This window comes from Bradyrhizobium genosp. A (genome assembly GCF_049949275.1).
In the GTDB taxonomy this organism is placed as follows: Bacteria; Pseudomonadota; Alphaproteobacteria; order Rhizobiales; family Xanthobacteraceae; genus Bradyrhizobium.
This window is the reverse complement of record NZ_CP188196.1, coordinates 4,226,514-4,243,942: the sequence shown is the minus strand read 5'-3', so window position 1 is coordinate 4,243,942 and position 17,429 is coordinate 4,226,514. Positions and strand designations below refer to the sequence as shown.

Below are 17,429 nucleotides of genomic sequence, written 5' to 3'. Positions count from 1 at the left end.
TGGCCTGTGCCCTGGGGAACCGGCAGCCCCGGGAAGCAGCCGCTTTTATGGGGCGGATGGGCCGTGGGCAACCCTTTTGAGGCGCCCGGGAAGCGGTCCCCGAAGCGGCACGATGGTGCCGTCGGCCCGGATGGCAAAAGCGAGCCGGCGCGCCGCAAACCAGTAGCGGACCGCCATGGCGCCGACCATGCCGACCAGCGCACCGGCCGTGACGTCACTCGGGTGGTGCGCCAACAGCACCAGGCGCGTCAGCACGATCACGATTGCGTAGGTGAACATGAACACGCGCAGGCGCGGCCAGAGCGCCGAGACCGCAAATGCCAATGCAAACGCCGTCACCGCATGCGCCGACGGCAGGCTGGTATAAGCCCCCGTGCCCTCGAACGGGATGAAGTTGAACGGATCGGCCTTGCCGCCGACGAACGGACGCCCGCGGCCGATGAGATATTTCAGGATCTCGGCGACGAACACCGACAGGGCAACAGAGAGAAACAGATATTGCAGCCGGGTGCCAAAACCGAGCAGCAGCGCACGGCGTGTGCCGTGCATCGCGGCCGCAACAAGCGCCACGACAATCAAAGCTACGCCCAGCACCGAGAGCACATTCTCGTCCTTGCCGAAATCGGTGAGGATGCGGATCGGCCAAAGCGCCGGCGTGCCGCGCGCCGGCATCAGCTGGATCTCGGTCCGATCGAACGCGACCATCAGCACGATGACCAGAGCTGCGCCGGCCGCGCTCAGCCACAGCGAATGCCGCGCCAGTTTTCGCGCAGCGGCTGCGCGGCGCGAATGAGAGGGTGCGCGCACGAGCTGCGCCAGCGCATGCCCCGCGACCGCGAACAGCTGTATGGGATAGCTCGCGCGCGGCGCGATATCCGTGGCCACGGCCATCCTATTCGGTGCCTTCGGAGCGGAAGATCGAGATCGAGATCGCGCGTCCTTGCGAGAAATTATAGCCGTCGATGCGCGCGCCGACCTTGTAGCGCAGCCCGATCGCCTCGGCCCGCTGCACGAAGCTGCGCTCCGAGCGCTGCTCGATCAGCGCAAACCGGCAGCTTCCCTGCCTGAGGAAATCGGCGGCACCCGATCCGTCGGTCAGCAGCGTCTGGGTGCCCGTCAGGAACACGAGGCTCGGCTCGTGATAGCCGGCCGAAGCCGCTCTAGGCCCGACGCAGGTCACGTTGCGCAATGCGCGCGCGACCTCGATGCTCGGAAACAGCGGCGTCAGCGACGGCAGCACGATGCCGTAGACCACGACGGCGAGCATCAGCGCCGCGACCAGCGCGTTGAGCAGCGAGCGCTCGGCGCGGTTGTTGTCGTAGAGCCACCAGGCGAACAGGCCGAGGATCAATGAGGCCGCGATGAACGGCCACGCCACGAAGGCCGGCTGCCGCGTCAGCATGACCGCGCCGACCACCGCGATGATCGAGCCGCCCACGGGGATCGCGAACCACCAGGCCGAGCCACGCGCCAGCCAGGAGCGCGAAAGCACGTTCCGCTCCAGCGCGCCGGCGGTGAGGATCGCAATCGCGGGATAGAGCGGCAGCACGTAATGCGGCAGCTTGGTCAGCACCGCCTCGAACACGATCCAGGACGGGACCAGCCAGGCCAGCAGGAATTGCGCACCGGGCTCGCGCCGCGCCCGCCACACCGCAGGTGCCGCCATCGCCGCAAGCGGCGCGCCCGGCCAGAAGGTGATCCAGAACAGCGCGAGGTACAGTCCGGGCGGCGCGCCATGGGACTCCTGCGCGCCGATCTTGCTCAGCATGTCGCCGCCGACGGAGTCGGCGAAGAAGGCATCGCCCGCGCGCCAGAAGATCGCGACGAACCAGGGCAGTACCAGCACCAGCATCCACATCAGGCCCCAGACCGGGCGCAGCTTCCACAGCCAGGAGGAATCGCGATCCTGGATCGCGAGCGCGACGATCGTCAGGCCTGCGAACATCAGGATCAGCGGACCCTTGATCAGGATACCGACGGCGAGCGCGGTCCAGAAGATCGCGGGCCAGCTCCAGGGCGGATGGGTTTCGTCCTCGGCGCGCTGCCAGGACAGATAGGCCCGTGCCATCGCCCCCATCGCGGCGACCACGCAGAACAGCAGCATCGCGTCGGTCTTGGCGAGCCGCGCCTCGACGCCGAGCAGCACGGAGGAGCACATCAGAAGGCCGGCGAGGACCGCGGCGCGCCGCGTGACGAAGCCGAGCGCCGTCCAATAGGTCATGAGCACCGCGCCGATCGCACCGATCAGCGACGGCAACCGGTAGACCCAGATCCTGAGTTCGGCCTTCGGTAGCTTCAGCGCGGTCGCAACTTCGACCGCGGCAGATTGCAACCAGTAGATGCCGACCGGTTTTTTGTAACGCACGTCCTCCTGGAAGCGGATGTCGACATAGTCGCCGCTCTCGACCATCTGCTTGGTGGCCTGCGCAAAGCGCGCCTCGTCGCGGTCGACCGGTGGAATCGTAAAGAAGCCAGGTAGAAAGAGCAGCAGCGCGCACAGCAGGAGAAAGGCCACAGCGCGGGCGTGGCTCGCGGTGACAAAGTCGAGCATCAGCACGAGCCGGCTGCCCGGATTCACGGGCGTTTTCGGCTCTCGGGGCGCTCCAAAACGAGGAGTTGGGTAGGTCTCGGCCATTGGTTCCGCTTACGCTGAAACCGCCATCGCCACAACCGCTTAAGGCAAGGTCATTGAATTCGAATGACGACTGTGTCTGCGGCGCCAGTGGCGTCGATCACGGTCAGCCGCGCAAAGCCCGGGCCGGGCGGATCGATCAGGCGCTGGCGCCGTCCGTCGATCTCACCGAGCGCGGTGCCGTTGACCATGACAGTCATCGGCAACACACCGCCGACAACCTTCACGGGCATGGCGGCCGCCTCGGCTCCGCCTGAGCGATCGACGTCGATCCGGGACCCGTTCAGCGGGAACTGAATGTGGAGCGCCTGCTCGCCGCCGGTCCGGACGAGCTCCCCTACGGGACGGAACCGCTTCAGCGGCAACGGCAACTTCGCGTTGCTGGCGACCAGGGTTCCCTTGGGCGGCTTCGGCAGCGGGGCCAATGTCTTGCCGGTCCGCGCGAAGGCATCGAACAGGATGGGCGCCGCGGCGATGCGGCCGATCAGGCCGGGAACCGGCGCGCCATCGGGCCGGCCGACCCAGACGCCGATGGTCATGCGGCCGTCGAACCCGACCGACCAGGCGTCGCGATAGCCGTAGGAGGTGCCGGTCTTGAAGGCGATACGGTTATGGGCGGCATTCTCCGGCGGCGGAGTTCCCAGGAGCACGTTGCCGACCTGCCAGGCCGCGACCTGATCCAGCAGCCGCAATGGCTCGCGATCGTCCTTATCAGCCATGATCTCGCGCAGCGGCTTGGTGGTGCCGAGCCGGGCGAAGCCTGCATAGAGTTGCGCGAGGTCCTGCAGCGTCACGCCGACGCCGCCGAGGCCCATCGCAAGCCCGGGTGCCTCGTCCTTGGGCAGAATGAGATTGCCGCCGGCCTGCCGCAGCCGCGAGGCCAGCCGGCTCGAGCCGACGCGGTCGAGCAGCACGATCGCAGGTACGTTCAACGACAGCTGCAGCGCCTTCTTCACCGGCACCGTGCCCTGGAACGTCATGTCGAAATTTTCCGGTGCGTAGGAGCCGAAGCGGACCGGACGATCGTCGATCAGACTGTCGGGATGCACAAAACCGTCCTCGAAGGCGAGGCCATAGATGAACGGTTTGAGCGTCGAGCCCGGCGAGCGGATGGCGCGGGTCATGTCGACCTGCCCTGCCCGGCTCTCGTCGAAATAATCGGCCGAACCGATGCGCGCGAGCACGTCGCCGCTCTCATTGTCGACCACGATGATGCCGACCGAGATGTTCGGACCCAACGCAATCGCGCGGTCGCGCGCCAGCGGCTCCAGCACCCTCTGGAGATTGGAATCCAGCGTCAGCTTGATGATCGGCGCGTCCTTGACCGTTGCCAGCGCGTTGTCGGAGGCGTGCGGCGCCAGGATCGGCATTGGCTTGCGCAGCTTTGGCACGGGAACGGTTTTGGCCTGCTTGGCGTCGTCGACACCGACCACATGCTCCTCGACCATGCGGTCGAGCACGCGATCGCGGGCGATACGCGCGGCCTCGGGATAGCGGTCGAGCCGGCGCGTCTCCGGCGATTGCGGCAGCGCGACCAGCAGCGCGGCTTCGGCCAGCGACAGCCGCTTCGGCTCCTTGCCGAGATAGGCGATGGAGGCGGCGCGGATGCCTTCGAGATTGCCGCCATAGGGTGCGAGCGCAAGATAGAGGTTGAGGATCTCGTCCTTGCTCAGCGTCCGCTCCAGCTCGATCGCGCGCACGATCTGGTGCAGTTTTGCATAGAGCGAGCGCTGCCGCCGCGGCTCCATCAACCGGGCAAGTTGCATCGAGATGGTCGAGCCGCCGGACACGATGTGCCCACGCGTCGAGAGCTGCACCGCGGCACGGCCCAGCGCCAGCGGATCGATGCCGTCATGGGCATAGAAGCGCTGGTCCTCATAGGCGAACAGTAGCTTGAGATAGGTCGGATCGACATTGGCTTTTGTCTCGACCGGCAGCCGCCAGCGCCCGTCGGCCATGGCATAGGCGCGCAGCAGTTTTCCGTTGCGGTCGACAATGGTGGTCGAGACGCGCCGCGCTTCGTTGAGCGGCAACGGACCGAGCGAATAGACCCAGCCGACAAAGCCGATGATGGCGAGGATGAAAGTGAGTGCGGCGGCCGAGACGGTGCGATGGCCCCTGCCCCTCGTTCCGTCATGGCCGGGCTTGCCCCGGCCATCCACGTTCTTGCTCGCAGCGTCAAAGTCCGTGGATGCCCGGGACAAGCCCGGGCATGACGACGGAAATTGTTGAGCGTTAGTCATTCCCACTGCTCACTTCGCCGCCCGGACCTCGACACTTCCCGTGCCGGTGCGGCCGTAGCGCGAGGGATTGTACATGTCCTCGACATAGGCCTGCGGCAGGACGTATTTGCCGGGCGAGACCACGCGCACAACATAGGCGACGGTGAAGACCGCCTTGGAGTTCGAGGCGCGATCGACAGCAGCAGTGAAGCGATCGTCACGGAACTCGGTATCCTCCGGCTCCTGGCCGTCCTCGATCCAGTCCAGCGTGCCGCTGTCGCCCGACGACACCAGCTTCGGGTTGTCGATCTCCAGGCCCGCCGGCAGATAGTCGGACACCATGATGTGGCCGTACTCAGGCTTCGCCTCCGTAATCTTCAACACCACGGCGAAGCGATCGTTCTGCTTGACCGTGCTGATGTCGGCCGGCTTGCCGTCGAGCGTGAAGTAGTTTCGCTCGATCTTGAAGCCGTTGGACGCGGCCGGCTCCGGCGTGACCGGCGAGCCGGACACCGAGACCACCGCCTGCACCGGCGCATCCCCGGTATTGGTGATCTTCAGCGGCTTGCCGCTCAACGTGTCCGCCTTGTAGCTGCGGTAGAGCGCGGTCTTGACCGGCTGGCCGTCGACCTCGATCGAGAGGTTTTCCTTGGCCAGCGCGCGTGCCGCCAGCACCAGCCACGCATTCTCCTGCGTGGAGGTGTAGGGCGTCAGCCCGCGCGCGGTCTCGACCCGCAATACGGCTTGCGTCAGCGTCGCCTTGGGCGCGTTGCCTTCGCTCGCGAGCGAGACGAGCGCCGCGGCATCGCGCAGCTGCGAGCCGTAGTCGGTGCGGCCGAATTCCAGCACCGGTTTTGGCGCGAGGCTGTCGAGGGCGGCGCCATAGACCCGCTCGGCGCGGTTGCGGTCGCCGACCAGCGCCAGCGCCGCCGCGAGCTGAGATTTGGCAATTGGCGTCGCCAGATTGTTCAGCTTGGTGTCGGCGAGATAGCGGAGGTCGCCGATTGGCGCCGCGCCGTTGCGGGCGAGCACGTAGAGGCCATAGGCGAGATCGCGGCCGCCGTCCTTCTCCGGCTCATTGCCGTTGACGACGGAGTTGCGGATTCGGTCGAGCGCGTTCTTGAACAGCACGTCCGGCACCACAAAGCCCTTTTCACGGGCGCGGGTGAGGAAGTCCGTCACATAGGCATCGAGCCAGGCATCGTCGCCGCCGGCCGACCATAGGCCGAACGAGCCGTTGGATCCCTGACGGGCCAAGAGCCGCTCGATGGCGTCGCGGATGCGGCTATCGACCTCGGTGTCCATGGCCAGATGCGCGCCGGCCGCGAGGTCGTTGACGTAGAGCAGCGGCATCGCGCGGCTCGTGATCTGCTCCGAGCAGCCATAGGGGTAGCGGTCGAGCGCTTTGAGGATGGTCGCCGCATCGAGCGCGGTCGACAGGCTCGCCGAGACCGAGACGCTGCCGGTGCCCGGCACGAGATCGGAGAACATGTCCGAGGTCAGCGTCAGGCTCTCGCCCTTCGCCAGCGTCCGGATCGAACGCCGCGCCAAGACCTGCGTCGCGGCCTTGACGTCGAGCGCGTAGTGGCGCGCCAGCGTCAGACCGTTCGGCCCCTTGATGTCGACGTCGAGCGTCGCCTGCCCCGCCGCGGTCGCATCGATGGCGAGCGAGAACGCGTTACGCTGTTTGGCGGCGAGCTTCACCGTGGTGGCGGGGTTGCCGGTCATCTTCACCGGGCCGCCCGTCTTCACGTCGATGACGTAGTCACCGTCCTGGCCCTCGACATTGTCGATCTCGAGATTGACCGTGCCGTGGTCGCCGTTGAGCAGAAAGCGCGGCAGGGTCGTGGTCAGGACCACGGGATCGCGGATGACGACGTCGGTGCTGGCGCGACCAAGCTTGGTCGCGGTCCAGGCTACCGCCATCACGCGCGCCGTGCCGGCGAACTCGGGAATGTCGAAGGTTACCTCCGCGGTGCCGTCGGCGGCAACGGTGACGATGCCCGAGTAAAGCGCGAGCGGCTTCTGCGCAGGCGGCGAGCCCTGCAGCTCGGCAGCGCCTGCGTCGCCGCCTGATTTGATCTGGCCGCGCGTGCCCGACATGCCGTCGATCAACTGCCCATAGAGATCGCGGATCTCCGCGCTCAGGCGGCGCTGGCCGAGATAATAATCATCCGGCGCCGGCGCCTTGTAATTGGTGAGGTTGAGAATGCCGACATCGACCGCGGCGATCACGATCTTCGCGTCCTCGCCCGGATTGAGTCCGTCGAGCTTGACCGGAATCTTCAGCGTCGCGTTCGGCCGGATCAACGCCGGCGGCGTCAGCTTCACCTGGAGCGTACGCGTCTGCTTGTCGATGCCGAACCATTTCAGGCCGATCGCGCGGCCCGGCATGCGCTGGGCGGCCGCATCGAGCGGACGGCGCAGCGTCGCCACCACATAGGCGCCGGTGCCCCAGTCCTTGCCGACCGCGAGCTTCACTTGCGCGGTGCCTTCCTTGACGTCGATGGTCTGCGTCGTCAGCAGCCGGTCACCGAGCACGTTGACGGTGAGCTTGCCGGCGGAGCGGACATTGACCGACACGGTCATGATCTCGCCGGAGGTGTATTGCGGCTTGTCGATCGAGGTCTCCAGCAGGTCCGGCGTATCGGCGCTGCCGTCGGAATACCAGCCGACGTCGAACCGCACCGAAGTCACGGGGCCGTCCGCGTTGCTCGACTTCACGTCGAGCCGGTAACGGCCGGGTCGGGGCGCGAGCGCAATCCGCGACGGCTTGTCGGCGGCAATGGTGACGTCACCGTCGGCGACGCGCGAGGTCGACTTGACCGGCTCGTACTCCCAGTAATTGTTCTGCCGGTACCACTGATAGCGCGACTCCATCTTCAGCAGCTCGTAGCGCAGGCCGTCGCGGGCAAGCGTCTTGCCCTCGGGCGAGACCAACACGACATCGAACTCGGCCTTGTCGCCCTCGGCGACATTCTTGTCGCCGAATAGCGGCTTGATGCCGATCAGGGCGGTCGCGGGCGCGACCGGGAGCACGAGCTTGCGCTCGACGGCGCGGCCGCCGGTCTCGACCATGCGAACGAAGATCTGCGCCTCCTGCGGACGCGTCGAGGCCGGCTGCTTCTCCAGCGTCACCGGGAAGGTCGCAACGCCGTTGGCGTCGGCCTCCGGCAGATTCTCCAGCGGCGTGCGCTCGTTCGAGGTGGTCTGTTCGTCATCGACGCCGAACTGGTAGCCGGCAAAGCCCGGCCGCTCGGTGGCCGGAGCGATCAGCATGTCGCCTTCGAGCTGGAGACCAGATGCGGGCGCGCCATAGAGGAAATGACCATCCGCCTTAAGCTCCACAGGAGCGTTAGCTTTGATCAGCTTGTCCTTGGCGGACAAGTCGAATTCGATCCGGTCGGGGACATAGTCCTCGACCATGAAAGTGGTCTCGCCGACCGAAGATCCCTTCGGATCGGTGAAGGCACGCACCCGCCAGGTCCCGGTCGGAACGGCCGAGTTCAGCGGCACGGCCAGCGTGCGGCCGCCGGCGCCCTGGTCGGCGAGCTGAGCGCGGCGGAATTCGACGCCATCAGGGCGCTCGATCACCAGGGTCAGCGGCCCGCCGGTCACGGCATTGCCCTGCCCGTCGCGCAAGAGCGCGGTGAGATAGACTGTCTCGCTGGAGCGGTAGACGCCACGCTCGGCATAGACGAAGGCATCGGCGCCCGCTGGCACCGCGCGGCCCGCGACGCCGCGGTCGCTAAGGTCGAAGGCCGAGGTCTTCAGGCTGAGGAAGGCATAGTCGGCCTTCTCGCCGGTGACCGTCAGCATCGCCGGCGACAGGCCGCCCTCGCCGCGCGCGAGCCCCGCCTCGAACAGCACGTGGCCCGAATCGTCGGTCTTGCGCGTCGCCAAAATCTCGTTGTTGCGCGCGACCAGCCGCACCTCGGCTTTGCCGACCGGATCGGTCGAGGCCAGCGAATTGACGAAGACATGGATGCCGTCATTGCCGGAATAGGCGGAGACGCCGAGATCGGAGATGATGAACCATTGGGTGGCGAGCTGGTAATCGTCGTCGCTGCCCGGGCCCTTGGCCGCTGCCGTCATCACATAGACGCCGGGCTGGAGCTCACCCAGCGCCTGGTCGACCGGAAACGCGGTGATGACGTCCTGGTTCAGTGTCATCGCGGTCGCGAGCTCGCCGGACCAGACTTTCAAACCGCGCTCGCCGCCGAGATCGCTGAGCTGATATTTCGACAGTGTCTTCTGGAAATCGCTGTCGACCACCGTGTTGATCAAATTGCGATCGCCGATACGGAAGACGTTGATGTTCACCGCGGGCGTGTTGACGCTGACCACGGGAATGCCGCGCTGGCCGGTCTTGGGGAGCACATAGGCGCGGCTGGTGAAGCGCACGAACGGCTTGCGGTCGCGCACATAGATGTTGAACTCGGCCGATTTCGGCAAGCCTTCCTTCACGGTCGACGGCAGGCCGGCGCGCAGATTGATATTGTAGCGCTCGCCGTGCTTCAGCCCGTCGACGCAGAGCTGCTTGCCCTCGGCCGACAGTGCCGGCTTGTCCTGGCCGGCAAGCGCGAGAAATGGCGCGAAATCGGTGCGCTTGGCGAGCTCTTCCGAGAACTGGAAGCAGGCGCGCGGGCTCGCCGAATCCGAGTCCACGGTATAATCGAGCAGCCGGAAACCGTGCTCGTCGCGCAGCTTCTCGTAACTTCCGCGGATATCGGCGACCTCGCGCATGTCGAGCGACAGCCGCAGCGCATCCAGCGCCGGCCGCCACAGCTTGCGTTCGGCCAGCGACTTGCCGAGCACAGCGAGCGCATCCGCCTCCTCGCCCGGATTACCGGCGCGTATGTAAGCGATGTACGCAGCGGTCGAGGCGCGCTCCAGCAGGAAGGTCTGCTCGCTCGAGCTCTTCGGCGTGATCTGGAAAATGACTTTTGCGAGCCGTAGCCAGTTGCCGGCGTCATCAGGCGTGACGGCGGCGATCTGGCCGAGAACCGAGAGCCCGGTGCGGACATCGTTGCGCTTGAAGGCGGCATCCGCGTCGGTGCGCAAGGTTACCCCGGTCTTGGCGACCGGCCCGGCCTCACTCTTGATCTGCGCCTCCAGCTTGATGGCGGAATCAGCGAGATCGTCGCGCTTGAACGCTTTGTCAGTGGCGAGCGCTGCGCTTAGGCCAAACGCCAGCGTGGCGCAGATGGTGACGGCGCGAACCAGACCGATCATGTAGGGACTCCCGGAAATCGCGGACGAACGCCGCGGCGGCGATAAAGTGCGCGGAAAGGTGACGGACTCATGGCGATGGAACCAAAGTGCAAAACGTCGCATTCGCCATGGCAAGCCACGCCCGGAGGAGACTGATCGAGATATCGCCGCACACGCCGTCCTGAGGCGCGGCAATACCGGACCAGTCGGCCGGCGGCCGTGTCCCGGAAGCTAGCCAGCACCCCCGGCGATGTGATCCATCGTCCGGTACGCTGCCGCTCAACCCGGCACCCTGACACTCCGCCGTTCCGCTTTGTCGCTGCGTCGAGGAAAAGGGTTCGGTTCAGGCTTGGCGAAACACCAGATTTTTCATATTGGCATGCTATATGACAGCCAGCCACCGAACCGGGGTGGCCCAGGACGGTCCCATAGCTCAACTGGATAGAGTAGCGGATTTCTACTCCGCGGGTTGCAGGTTCGAGTCCTGCTGGGATCGCCAGCGAAAATCGTTAGATTTCAAAGGCATTTACCCGGTCTTCACTCCGAAAACTTCGCGGTTCGGCTAGAACAAGTGGGGATCAAAGGCCCCCGGTGGGGCGATGTGAGGCAAAAAATCCCGGAGCCTTTCCGCACAGCGAAACGCGTGACTCGGCGGAAGTCGACGTCTTATTTGGCCGCCATGCCCGACGACCTCGCCTTGCGCAAAGCCGTCATCGGCGGCGAGACCAAGCCTGACGACTTCATCGTGATATGGGACGAGGTGCCGATCAGCCGGCTGTTCCGGACCATCGGGGTCGGCGGCGGCTGGCGATCGGACGCGAGAATCTGCGGCCGCTGCCGCTGACGCTGCGCAAGACCAATCTGGCGAGGCTGCTGCGCGGTCGGCCGGACGGCATGTTGTCGCGCCGTTCGAACCCGGCGCGATGCTGGATCAAACGATCAAGGGCCCAATCGACTTAGATGAAGCACAGGCTGATCCCCCTGCGTCCAGTCGATCTTATAAACACCTTCAGACCTCCCTCGCTCTTCCGCGTCGAAGGCGCTGCCAAAGCGCCGCCAGAACGCCTCATCGGCGGCGGCGATGACCAACATCGTATAGCCCTTCAACTTCTCTTCGAGAGACGCATCGCATGTCCAAACATCCGCAGCCGAATAGGGCTTTCCAAGCGACCAGCACACTGCCTGGGTCGGATTCTCGTACATCTCAAACTGAAAAGCATAGATCCCGAATCCCGTATCGGCCTGTTTGATGAAGTAGACAGTTTCGGCGGGTCTAAGAAATTGCTTGGCTTGGTCGGCAAGACGCCGCACCTGACGCCTGGGGAGCTCGACGTGGATCTTGCGATATTGCGCGTCAGTACCGAGTTCGAACTCGAGACGGAATAGTAAGGGATAACATGCAAGGAGAGCGATCAAGAGCAGCGGCGAGCCCCAAGGCTTTCGTATCCCGTGACTGACCGCGGTCACGATCAAGGTTCCGCAGAGGACTGACCAAGACAGCAAATACGTGCCAAGGTACCTTTCAAACGAGGCCAATTGGAGCGCTTCATAGTCCGAGAAGCGTTCCAGATATAGAATGAGGAGCAGCAGGATATACGCTGCGGCACCTAATGCGATCATCGCAAAGGTCAAGGCGTATGATGCGAGAGACTTCCTGAACAGAAAACATATGATCAGGCTCAACACCATCAGCGTTGAAAGCACGTAAATGGGCCGGATCGCGGTCGTCGGACGGATGCCGAATAACGGCACTCCGCTGTAGGCGGGGAGACCAATTGTCAGTCGTGTATACATCTCCCGCAGGATATGTGAATTGCGCGTTGTGAGCGCATCGTCGCTCAGTGCACCTGCTAAGGTCTTCAAGCCATTAATGACATAACCAGAACCGGATTCGCCGCCTATCGAGATAGAGAATTTTGTCCAAAGGCTGTTCACCACAAGGACGGCGGCCGGCACAATCAGGAGTTCGACTAGCGTCCGCCCCGTCAGCATCCGATCCCGACGTCGCAGCAGAATTGAAATCGAGGTGACCGCGCAGGCGACCAACGCGAATGGAAGGCCGGTTGCTTTCAAGAGCACCAGAAGCCCGCAGAACAGTGAATTGCAGACGATGATCGCGGCGACGGACTCTTCCGTCAGCGCCACGACAAAGGCGGCCCCCAACACCATCGCAAGAAGGACATCGACTAGCGTATCGTCGAACGAAAACTGAAACAGGAAAATGAGCAAAATAACGAGGGCGACGCTCGTGGCGCCTGCGGTTAAACTCTTCCGGGCCGCAGGCGCTACGACAGCCGCAATTGCGCTGATCGACAACATGAAATGGAACAGCAGCGCATTCGGTTCGCTGTACCCGGAAAATTTAGTGAAGAAATAGTTCGCCAGAGCTGCGCCCGGCGGATAGCTCTTGCTGCCGATCCAAAAGCTGCTGCCCTGAAACATACGATCATACACAGCGAGAAATTTTGTCATTCGGGTCCATAGACCCAGGTCGTCCCAAACGTAAAAACTATAATCACTCTTGGCGACATAGAAGACAACGATGAGGAGAGTCGGCGTGATCAGCTGCGCAAGGGGCGTAATTAATCGCGCATCGCGCCTGAATGATACCAAGACGTAGGGCAGTATCGCCCAACCTGCGAACGCCAAGGCATACGTCGCTGCAGCAAGCAGATCAAAAAGCGACGCGACAAATAGAACGATGACGATGGCCGAAAGTGTCGCTAGAACGCAATTCTCGATGTGTGCGCCCAGCCTCGCTGAAAGGAAAAGTGCAAGCGACAGGACAGCGATAATCGGCACGAAGAACAACATGATGATCTCAGTCAATCTTTGCGATGGTTACGACGTACTTTACCCGCCAGACGACCACGTCGGCGGCCTGCATCTCGACGATAATTTCATCCTTTGATCGAAACCAACTTGAGTCACGATACTCCAGCCGCGCGCCCTCGACCGACTGTCCGTTACACCTCTCGTGGATGGAATTGGCGATGACTCCAGAAACGCTGTCGATCTTCGCCGTGCCGTACCTGGCCGTCGCGACCATTTTCCAGCCATTCGTCGGCTTACAATCGGACCCATGAGATGCTAGCCAGACATCGATTGGCGTCGTCTTCCCGCGGGGGACTGTGATGGTCACATCGGGCATGGTAGGACGCCGTGGATCGCTTGGGTTCAGTAGCCTTTGAAAGCCGAACAAAACGATCACTACCGTAATGACATAGTAAGGAAATTCCCCACGTATCAAAGGAGGCCTCTTTGGCTGGTGCGTGCTTGGCCGTGGTTATTCCATGTTTTCGTGTCAAAAATCAAATACTTGCTGTAATCGACGCGATACAGGACGACGTTGAATTCATCTTCGTGATTGACGACAAATGTCCCGACGGGACGGGAGACTACGTTGAGACCTGTTGCAATGACAAACGAGTAGTCGTTCTCAGGCATCCAGCGAACCAGGGTGTCGGCGGCGCGGTGATGACCGGCTACAAGGCCGCCATGAAGGCCGGCGCGGACATCATCGTGAAGATCGACGGTGATGGTCAGATGGACGCGCGGCTCATCCCCTTTTTTATCGAACCAATCATCAAAGGCGAAGCTGACTACACGAAGGGAAATCGCTTTTTCTTCATCGATGAATTGCGGTCGATGCCGATGCTACGCTTTTTCGGCAATTCCGTCCTGTCGTTTTGCAGCAAAGCGTCGAGCGGCTATTGGACGATTTTTGACCCGACGAACGGGTTTACCGCCATTCATGCGAACGTTGTCCAGCTCCTTCCCTTTGCTTCGATCAGCAAGCGATATTTTTTCGAGACGGACATGCTGTTTCGTCTCAACATCATTCGCGCGGTCGTCGTCGACATTCCGATGGATGCGAAATACGGCGACGAGCAAAGCAACCTCAAAATCTCCAAGATCGTCGCGGAGTTCGCCTTCAAGCATTTGCGGAATTTCGCCAAGAGAATTATTTATAATTACTACCTTCGAGATCTATCGCTTGCATCGTTCGAGCTTCCCCTTGGTCTCACCTTGATGCTCGGCGGCGCAATATTCGGACTGAGCAGATGGGTCGCCGGGGCACACATCGGCGCAACCGCTACCGCCGGAACCGTCATGCTCGCCGCCCTGCCTTTTCTGGCGGGCCTTCAACTGATTCTGGCTTTCTTGGGATACGACATTTCGTCCGCTCCAAGACGGCCAATTTACAAGAGTCTGCGCAGGGCAAAATTGCTCGACGCTGAAACGCGTTGAACTGGCCGTCCGGATCTTCTCCGCCATCGTGGCATAGTTGCTCTTGCCTGTCGCTTGGCGACCGCGTTCGACCAGCTCCGCACGATTGCCGACACCAGGTCGGCACGCGCGCCGGCGCCGGCGATCGCTTTCAGCTCGGTAGCCGTGATCGCTTGCGGCATCTGTCACACTCCAACTTCGGATCGAGTTGCTCGATCAGGGGGTGTGCTGGTAGTGTCAGAAACAAAAAATTTGAAGGAAGGCGAATGCTTCGCTGCGATTTAAGGGCACTCACCGTTCGGGAGTGCTTTGGTCTGCCAGACAAGGGCGGCGAATGGCCATTTCATCTTTGACACTTTCACAAGCGACCAAGGTGGTCTTGGTCGTGCTCGCCGTCTATTTCCCTATCGCACTTTACCTGCACTACAGCTACGTTCCGCAACCGGACCCGCCGAAGTTCGCGAATTTGGCCGGCCCCTTCCGCAGGCTTGATCTGACCGCCTACCAAGCTTTTGTGCCAAAACTCGATGGGCTCGGAGATTTTGAAAGCCTCCCGACCCGGTCGACCGTTTCGCTGTTTGAAGATGGACGGCCGCTCGGCCCTGCGCACAGTCCCGAAAAGATTGCCAACGGCAGTTATTCGCATCGGCGCGGCACCGGCATCGTCTTCTCGGCGAGCGACAACAGCGACCCCAATACCAACGGGCGGACCTATTCGGTGACGTGGCATTGAGCCGATGCTGAGTCTTCACGCAACCGGGAGGAGGCTTCATGGATTGGCTGATCTGGTCGGCGGCGTCGCTGGTGCTTCTCGCCGCCTTCCGCGCGGCTTGGCTGGTGGTATCTCAACCGCGGACTTTGGAATCGCTGACCAGCTGTCAGGCGAGACCGATACTCTCATAGCTCCAGGAAATGCCGGTCCCCGCGGCGTCCCCCGTACTGCGAAACGACATCGCGCCGCTGCCGCTGTTGATGGCAAAATTGCCGGCGCCGCCATGAGCCAGCAACTTGGGCCCTGAACGGTCAAGCATTCCGTTTGTTCACGGTCCGACTCCGCTCCGTTCCCAAAGCACGAATCGCGACCGCAGAACGCAGCGCCGCGCATGTCTTAACGGCGGGTTTCGCAAATCAAGGCCGACACGCGTTCGACAAAATACCACGGCCGTACGGAACAAGATTGCGATCGGCACGGTGAATGCAGCGAAAACGAAACAGTGGTGCCGACCTGCCAGCCCCAGTCGGCTTTGAAGGGCCCCCGTGCTTGTCCCCCCGAGCACAGGGCTTTCTCATGACTGGTGCCAAGACACTGATGGCAAGACACTGGTGCCAAGACCCGAACTGGGCATTGTTTGTTAGGCGAAAATCAGTCCCTTCGCTCGTCGTCGCGCCGATCGCGAGCGAGCTGATGCCAGGCCAGGGCCAGTTCGATGAGTCGTTGCCGGTCGGGGCCTTCGGACGCCGCGGCGCGCTTCATCGCCGCCTCGGCTTCATGCTGTGGGTCGTACTTCGTACACATGAGGCCAACTTTAGCCGGCCGATCTGGACAAGTGCGTGGCAATTTCGTCCGTATGATTGCGGTGGACGAAAGTCGCACCGGCGCGCGCGCTTCCGCACGATGTTACCGCGACGAATTTTGCGCACGGCCGGGAGCAGTGTGAGCTCGCCTTCCAGCGACGACGTCACGTCCGAAACGCAACAAGTGACAAATCCGACAGCGCCGGTCTTCGTATTTTCCTCAAACTGCGCAGCTGCCGTCAGCGGGACGTCGACGAGGGCACGCCGGCGCCGGATGCACCGGCTTTTGTCGACTCGGCAACTCTGAGCGCTGCGCGCACAAACCCGTGGGGCCGGCTTTCATTCTGATCTGTGAATTGCCTCACAGCCGAGTTCCGGCGCGTTCGCTAAACACCGCCTCACGCGCCGCAAGAACGCGATACAGGAAGGCTGTTCCCTCATGACACAAAAGGCCGGAGCCGCAGCACAGGCTGACGCATCATCGCGCAAGACCGACCTGTTCGGTCTCTCTCTTCTCGCCGCCATCGTCCTGGTGATGACAGCCTGGATTGGCGGCCTGGTCTGGGCCGCAATGGCGTTCCTGACCTGGTTCGTCTCCTAAACTAACGTTGTCAGACCTCGTCGCCACACACAGGCGCAAATGCAAATGAGGCGGGCACCAGGCCCGTCTCATTCATGTTGGACTGAGCTTTGTGAGAAGTTCAGTAGCAGGCGCGCGGGTCGGCCTGCACATACTGGCCGCTCGGATAGCGGTAATAGCAATTGCCCTGAGCGAAATAGTAGCCGGGGCGCGAAGCGGCGGTGGCGCCGGCGATTGCACCGGTCGCGCCGCCGATCACTGCGCCCGCGGCCGCACCCGAGGCGTTGCCGGAAATCAGGCCGCCAAGCACCCCGCCGACGATGGCCCCGCCGAGCGCGCTCGCACCGGGATCCGCGGGCGGCGGTGGAGGCGGCGGCGGTTCATAGGCGACCGGCGGACCCGGCGGCGCGTAGGCCACCGGCACATCGTCGATATAGTCTTCAGAAATGTAGGCGGGCGCGCCGTCCATTCGCTGGGGATAATAGTACCAGACGCCGCCGACGTCCCACCACCAGCCGGAGCGGCCGTTGTGGACCTCGTGGCGCCACCGTCCGCCGTCCCAGGCAAGATTGCCGCGATAGGCCTGTCCGTCCCAGTCGCGCGCCGGTGCGGGACTGCGTGCTATGTAGCGACCGGATCCCGGCGGCGGGCCTCCGGCATTGCGCGGTCCGGGACCATGCGGGCCAGGAGCTGCTCCTGGACCTTGGCCCGGAGCCACGTGGGCCTGGCCGCCGGGCTGAGGCCCGGGGCGCACGGCCTGTTGCGGCTGAGGACCCTTGCGCATGTTCTGATTGGCCGGAGGCGGCTTAGCGGCGCCCTGCCCCGGCGGCTGGCCGACGCTCTTCGGCGGACCCGCGTCCTGCGCTTGCGCGGACACTGCCAGCAACGACATGGCCGAAACCATGGGAATAATGATCTTCATGCGGCTGGACGCACTCATGCGTGCTTACCCCCCTCAACTTTCGCAATTGCCGTAGTCCAAGCGCGATAGACGATTCGGGTCGCGCCGGAGTGATGCCGACGGACATAACTGACC

At 63.2% G+C, this 17,429-nt stretch carries 12 protein-coding genes and 1 tRNA gene; 5 read left to right on the top strand and 8 right to left on the bottom strand.

Annotated features, from left to right (window positions below; translation table 11 throughout):
- Positions 1 to 45: 45 nt before the first annotated feature.
- From ACP2YP_RS19695 to ACP2YP_RS19680, 4 genes are all read right to left on the bottom strand, one after another.
- Complete coding sequence (locus ACP2YP_RS19695; RefSeq protein WP_426418032.1) at positions 46 to 891, bottom strand: phosphatase PAP2 family protein; 846 nt, start codon at positions 889 to 891, stop codon at positions 46 to 48.
- A gap of 1 nt (position 892) precedes the next feature.
- Positions 893 to 2,635 carry an ArnT family glycosyltransferase gene (locus ACP2YP_RS19690; protein WP_426418031.1) on the bottom strand — a complete coding sequence of 581 codons (1,743 nt, stop codon included), beginning with the start codon at positions 2,633 to 2,635 and terminating at the stop codon, positions 893 to 895.
- 50 nt (positions 2,636 to 2,685) lie between these two features.
- Complete coding sequence (gene pbpC / locus ACP2YP_RS19685) at positions 2,686 to 4,794, bottom strand: penicillin-binding protein 1C (protein ID WP_426418030.1); 2,109 nt, start codon at positions 4,792 to 4,794, stop codon at positions 2,686 to 2,688.
- A gap of 90 nt (positions 4,795 to 4,884) precedes the next feature.
- Positions 4,885 to 10,089 carry an alpha-2-macroglobulin family protein gene (locus ACP2YP_RS19680; RefSeq protein WP_426418029.1) on the bottom strand — a complete coding sequence of 1,735 codons (5,205 nt, stop codon included), beginning with the start codon at positions 10,087 to 10,089 and terminating at the stop codon, positions 4,885 to 4,887.
- Between the two features lie 401 nt (positions 10,090 to 10,490).
- Here ACP2YP_RS19680 and ACP2YP_RS19675 point away from each other — a divergent pair.
- Both ACP2YP_RS19675 and ACP2YP_RS19670 read left to right on the top strand, forming a co-directional pair.
- A tRNA-Arg gene (locus ACP2YP_RS19675) sits at positions 10,491 to 10,567 on the top strand.
- Positions 10,568 to 10,711: 144 nt separating this feature from the next.
- Positions 10,712 to 10,912, top strand: a complete 201-nt coding sequence (locus ACP2YP_RS19670; RefSeq protein ID WP_426418028.1) for a hypothetical protein — start codon at positions 10,712 to 10,714, stop codon at positions 10,910 to 10,912.
- 95 nt (positions 10,913 to 11,007) lie between these two features.
- Here the strand turns inward: ACP2YP_RS19670 and ACP2YP_RS19665 are convergent, their stop codons facing one another.
- Positions 11,008 to 12,882: a hypothetical protein gene (locus tag ACP2YP_RS19665; RefSeq protein ID WP_426418027.1), complete on the bottom strand. Its 1,875-nt coding sequence runs from the start codon at positions 12,880 to 12,882 to the stop codon at positions 11,008 to 11,010.
- A 7-nt stretch (positions 12,883 to 12,889) separates the two neighbouring features.
- Positions 12,890 to 13,219, bottom strand: a complete 330-nt coding sequence (locus tag ACP2YP_RS19660) for a hypothetical protein (RefSeq protein WP_426418026.1) — start codon at positions 13,217 to 13,219, stop codon at positions 12,890 to 12,892.
- 131 nt (positions 13,220 to 13,350) lie between these two features.
- Here ACP2YP_RS19660 and ACP2YP_RS19655 point away from each other — a divergent pair, with 131 nt between their 5' ends.
- Positions 13,351 to 14,319, top strand: a complete 969-nt coding sequence (locus ACP2YP_RS19655) for a glycosyltransferase family 2 protein (RefSeq protein WP_426426204.1) — start codon at positions 13,351 to 13,353, stop codon at positions 14,317 to 14,319.
- Between the two features lie 313 nt (positions 14,320 to 14,632).
- Positions 14,633 to 15,031 carry a hypothetical protein gene (locus ACP2YP_RS19650; RefSeq protein WP_426418025.1) on the top strand — a complete coding sequence of 133 codons (399 nt, stop codon included), beginning with the start codon at positions 14,633 to 14,635 and terminating at the stop codon, positions 15,029 to 15,031.
- 145 nt (positions 15,032 to 15,176) lie between these two features.
- Here the strand turns inward: ACP2YP_RS19650 and ACP2YP_RS19645 are convergent, their stop codons facing one another.
- The gene (locus tag ACP2YP_RS19645) at positions 15,177 to 15,329 is read right to left on the bottom strand and encodes a hypothetical protein (RefSeq protein WP_426418024.1); all 153 of its coding nucleotides are present in this window, start codon (positions 15,327 to 15,329) and stop codon (positions 15,177 to 15,179) included.
- A 923-nt stretch (positions 15,330 to 16,252) separates the two neighbouring features.
- Here ACP2YP_RS19645 and ACP2YP_RS19640 point away from each other — a divergent pair.
- On the top strand, positions 16,253 to 16,414 hold the full coding sequence (locus tag ACP2YP_RS19640; protein ID WP_426418023.1) for a hypothetical protein: 162 nt from the start codon (positions 16,253 to 16,255) through the stop codon (positions 16,412 to 16,414).
- Between the two features lie 100 nt (positions 16,415 to 16,514).
- Here ACP2YP_RS19640 and ACP2YP_RS19635 read toward each other — a convergent pair whose 3' ends face one another.
- The gene (locus tag ACP2YP_RS19635) at positions 16,515 to 17,333 is read right to left on the bottom strand and encodes a hypothetical protein (RefSeq protein WP_426418022.1); all 819 of its coding nucleotides are present in this window, start codon (positions 17,331 to 17,333) and stop codon (positions 16,515 to 16,517) included.
- Positions 17,334 to 17,429 lie beyond the last annotated feature (96 nt).

Excerpts from the sequence above, each read along its gene's own strand:
- ACP2YP_RS19635 (WP_426418022.1), bottom strand. The coding sequence starts at position 17,333 with ATGAGTGCGTCCAGCCGCATGAAGATCATTATTCCCATGGTTTCGGCC.
- ACP2YP_RS19645 (WP_426418024.1), bottom strand. The coding sequence starts at position 15,329 with ATGCTTGACCGTTCAGGGCCCAAGTTGCTGGCTCATGGCGGCGCCGGC.
- ACP2YP_RS19680 (WP_426418029.1), bottom strand. The coding sequence starts at position 10,089 with ATGATCGGTCTGGTTCGCGCCGTCACCATCTGCGCCACGCTGGCGTTT.
- ACP2YP_RS19650 (WP_426418025.1), top strand. The coding sequence starts at position 14,633 with ATGGCCATTTCATCTTTGACACTTTCACAAGCGACCAAGGTGGTCTTG.
- ACP2YP_RS19665 (WP_426418027.1), bottom strand. The coding sequence starts at position 12,882 with ATGTTGTTCTTCGTGCCGATTATCGCTGTCCTGTCGCTTGCACTTTTC.
- ACP2YP_RS19640 (WP_426418023.1), top strand. The coding sequence starts at position 16,253 with ATGACACAAAAGGCCGGAGCCGCAGCACAGGCTGACGCATCATCGCGC.
- ACP2YP_RS19660 (WP_426418026.1), bottom strand. The coding sequence starts at position 13,219 with ATGCCCGATGTGACCATCACAGTCCCCCGCGGGAAGACGACGCCAATC.
- ACP2YP_RS19695 (WP_426418032.1), bottom strand. The coding sequence starts at position 891 with ATGGCCGTGGCCACGGATATCGCGCCGCGCGCGAGCTATCCCATACAG.
- ACP2YP_RS19690 (WP_426418031.1), bottom strand. The coding sequence starts at position 2,635 with ATGGCCGAGACCTACCCAACTCCTCGTTTTGGAGCGCCCCGAGAGCCG.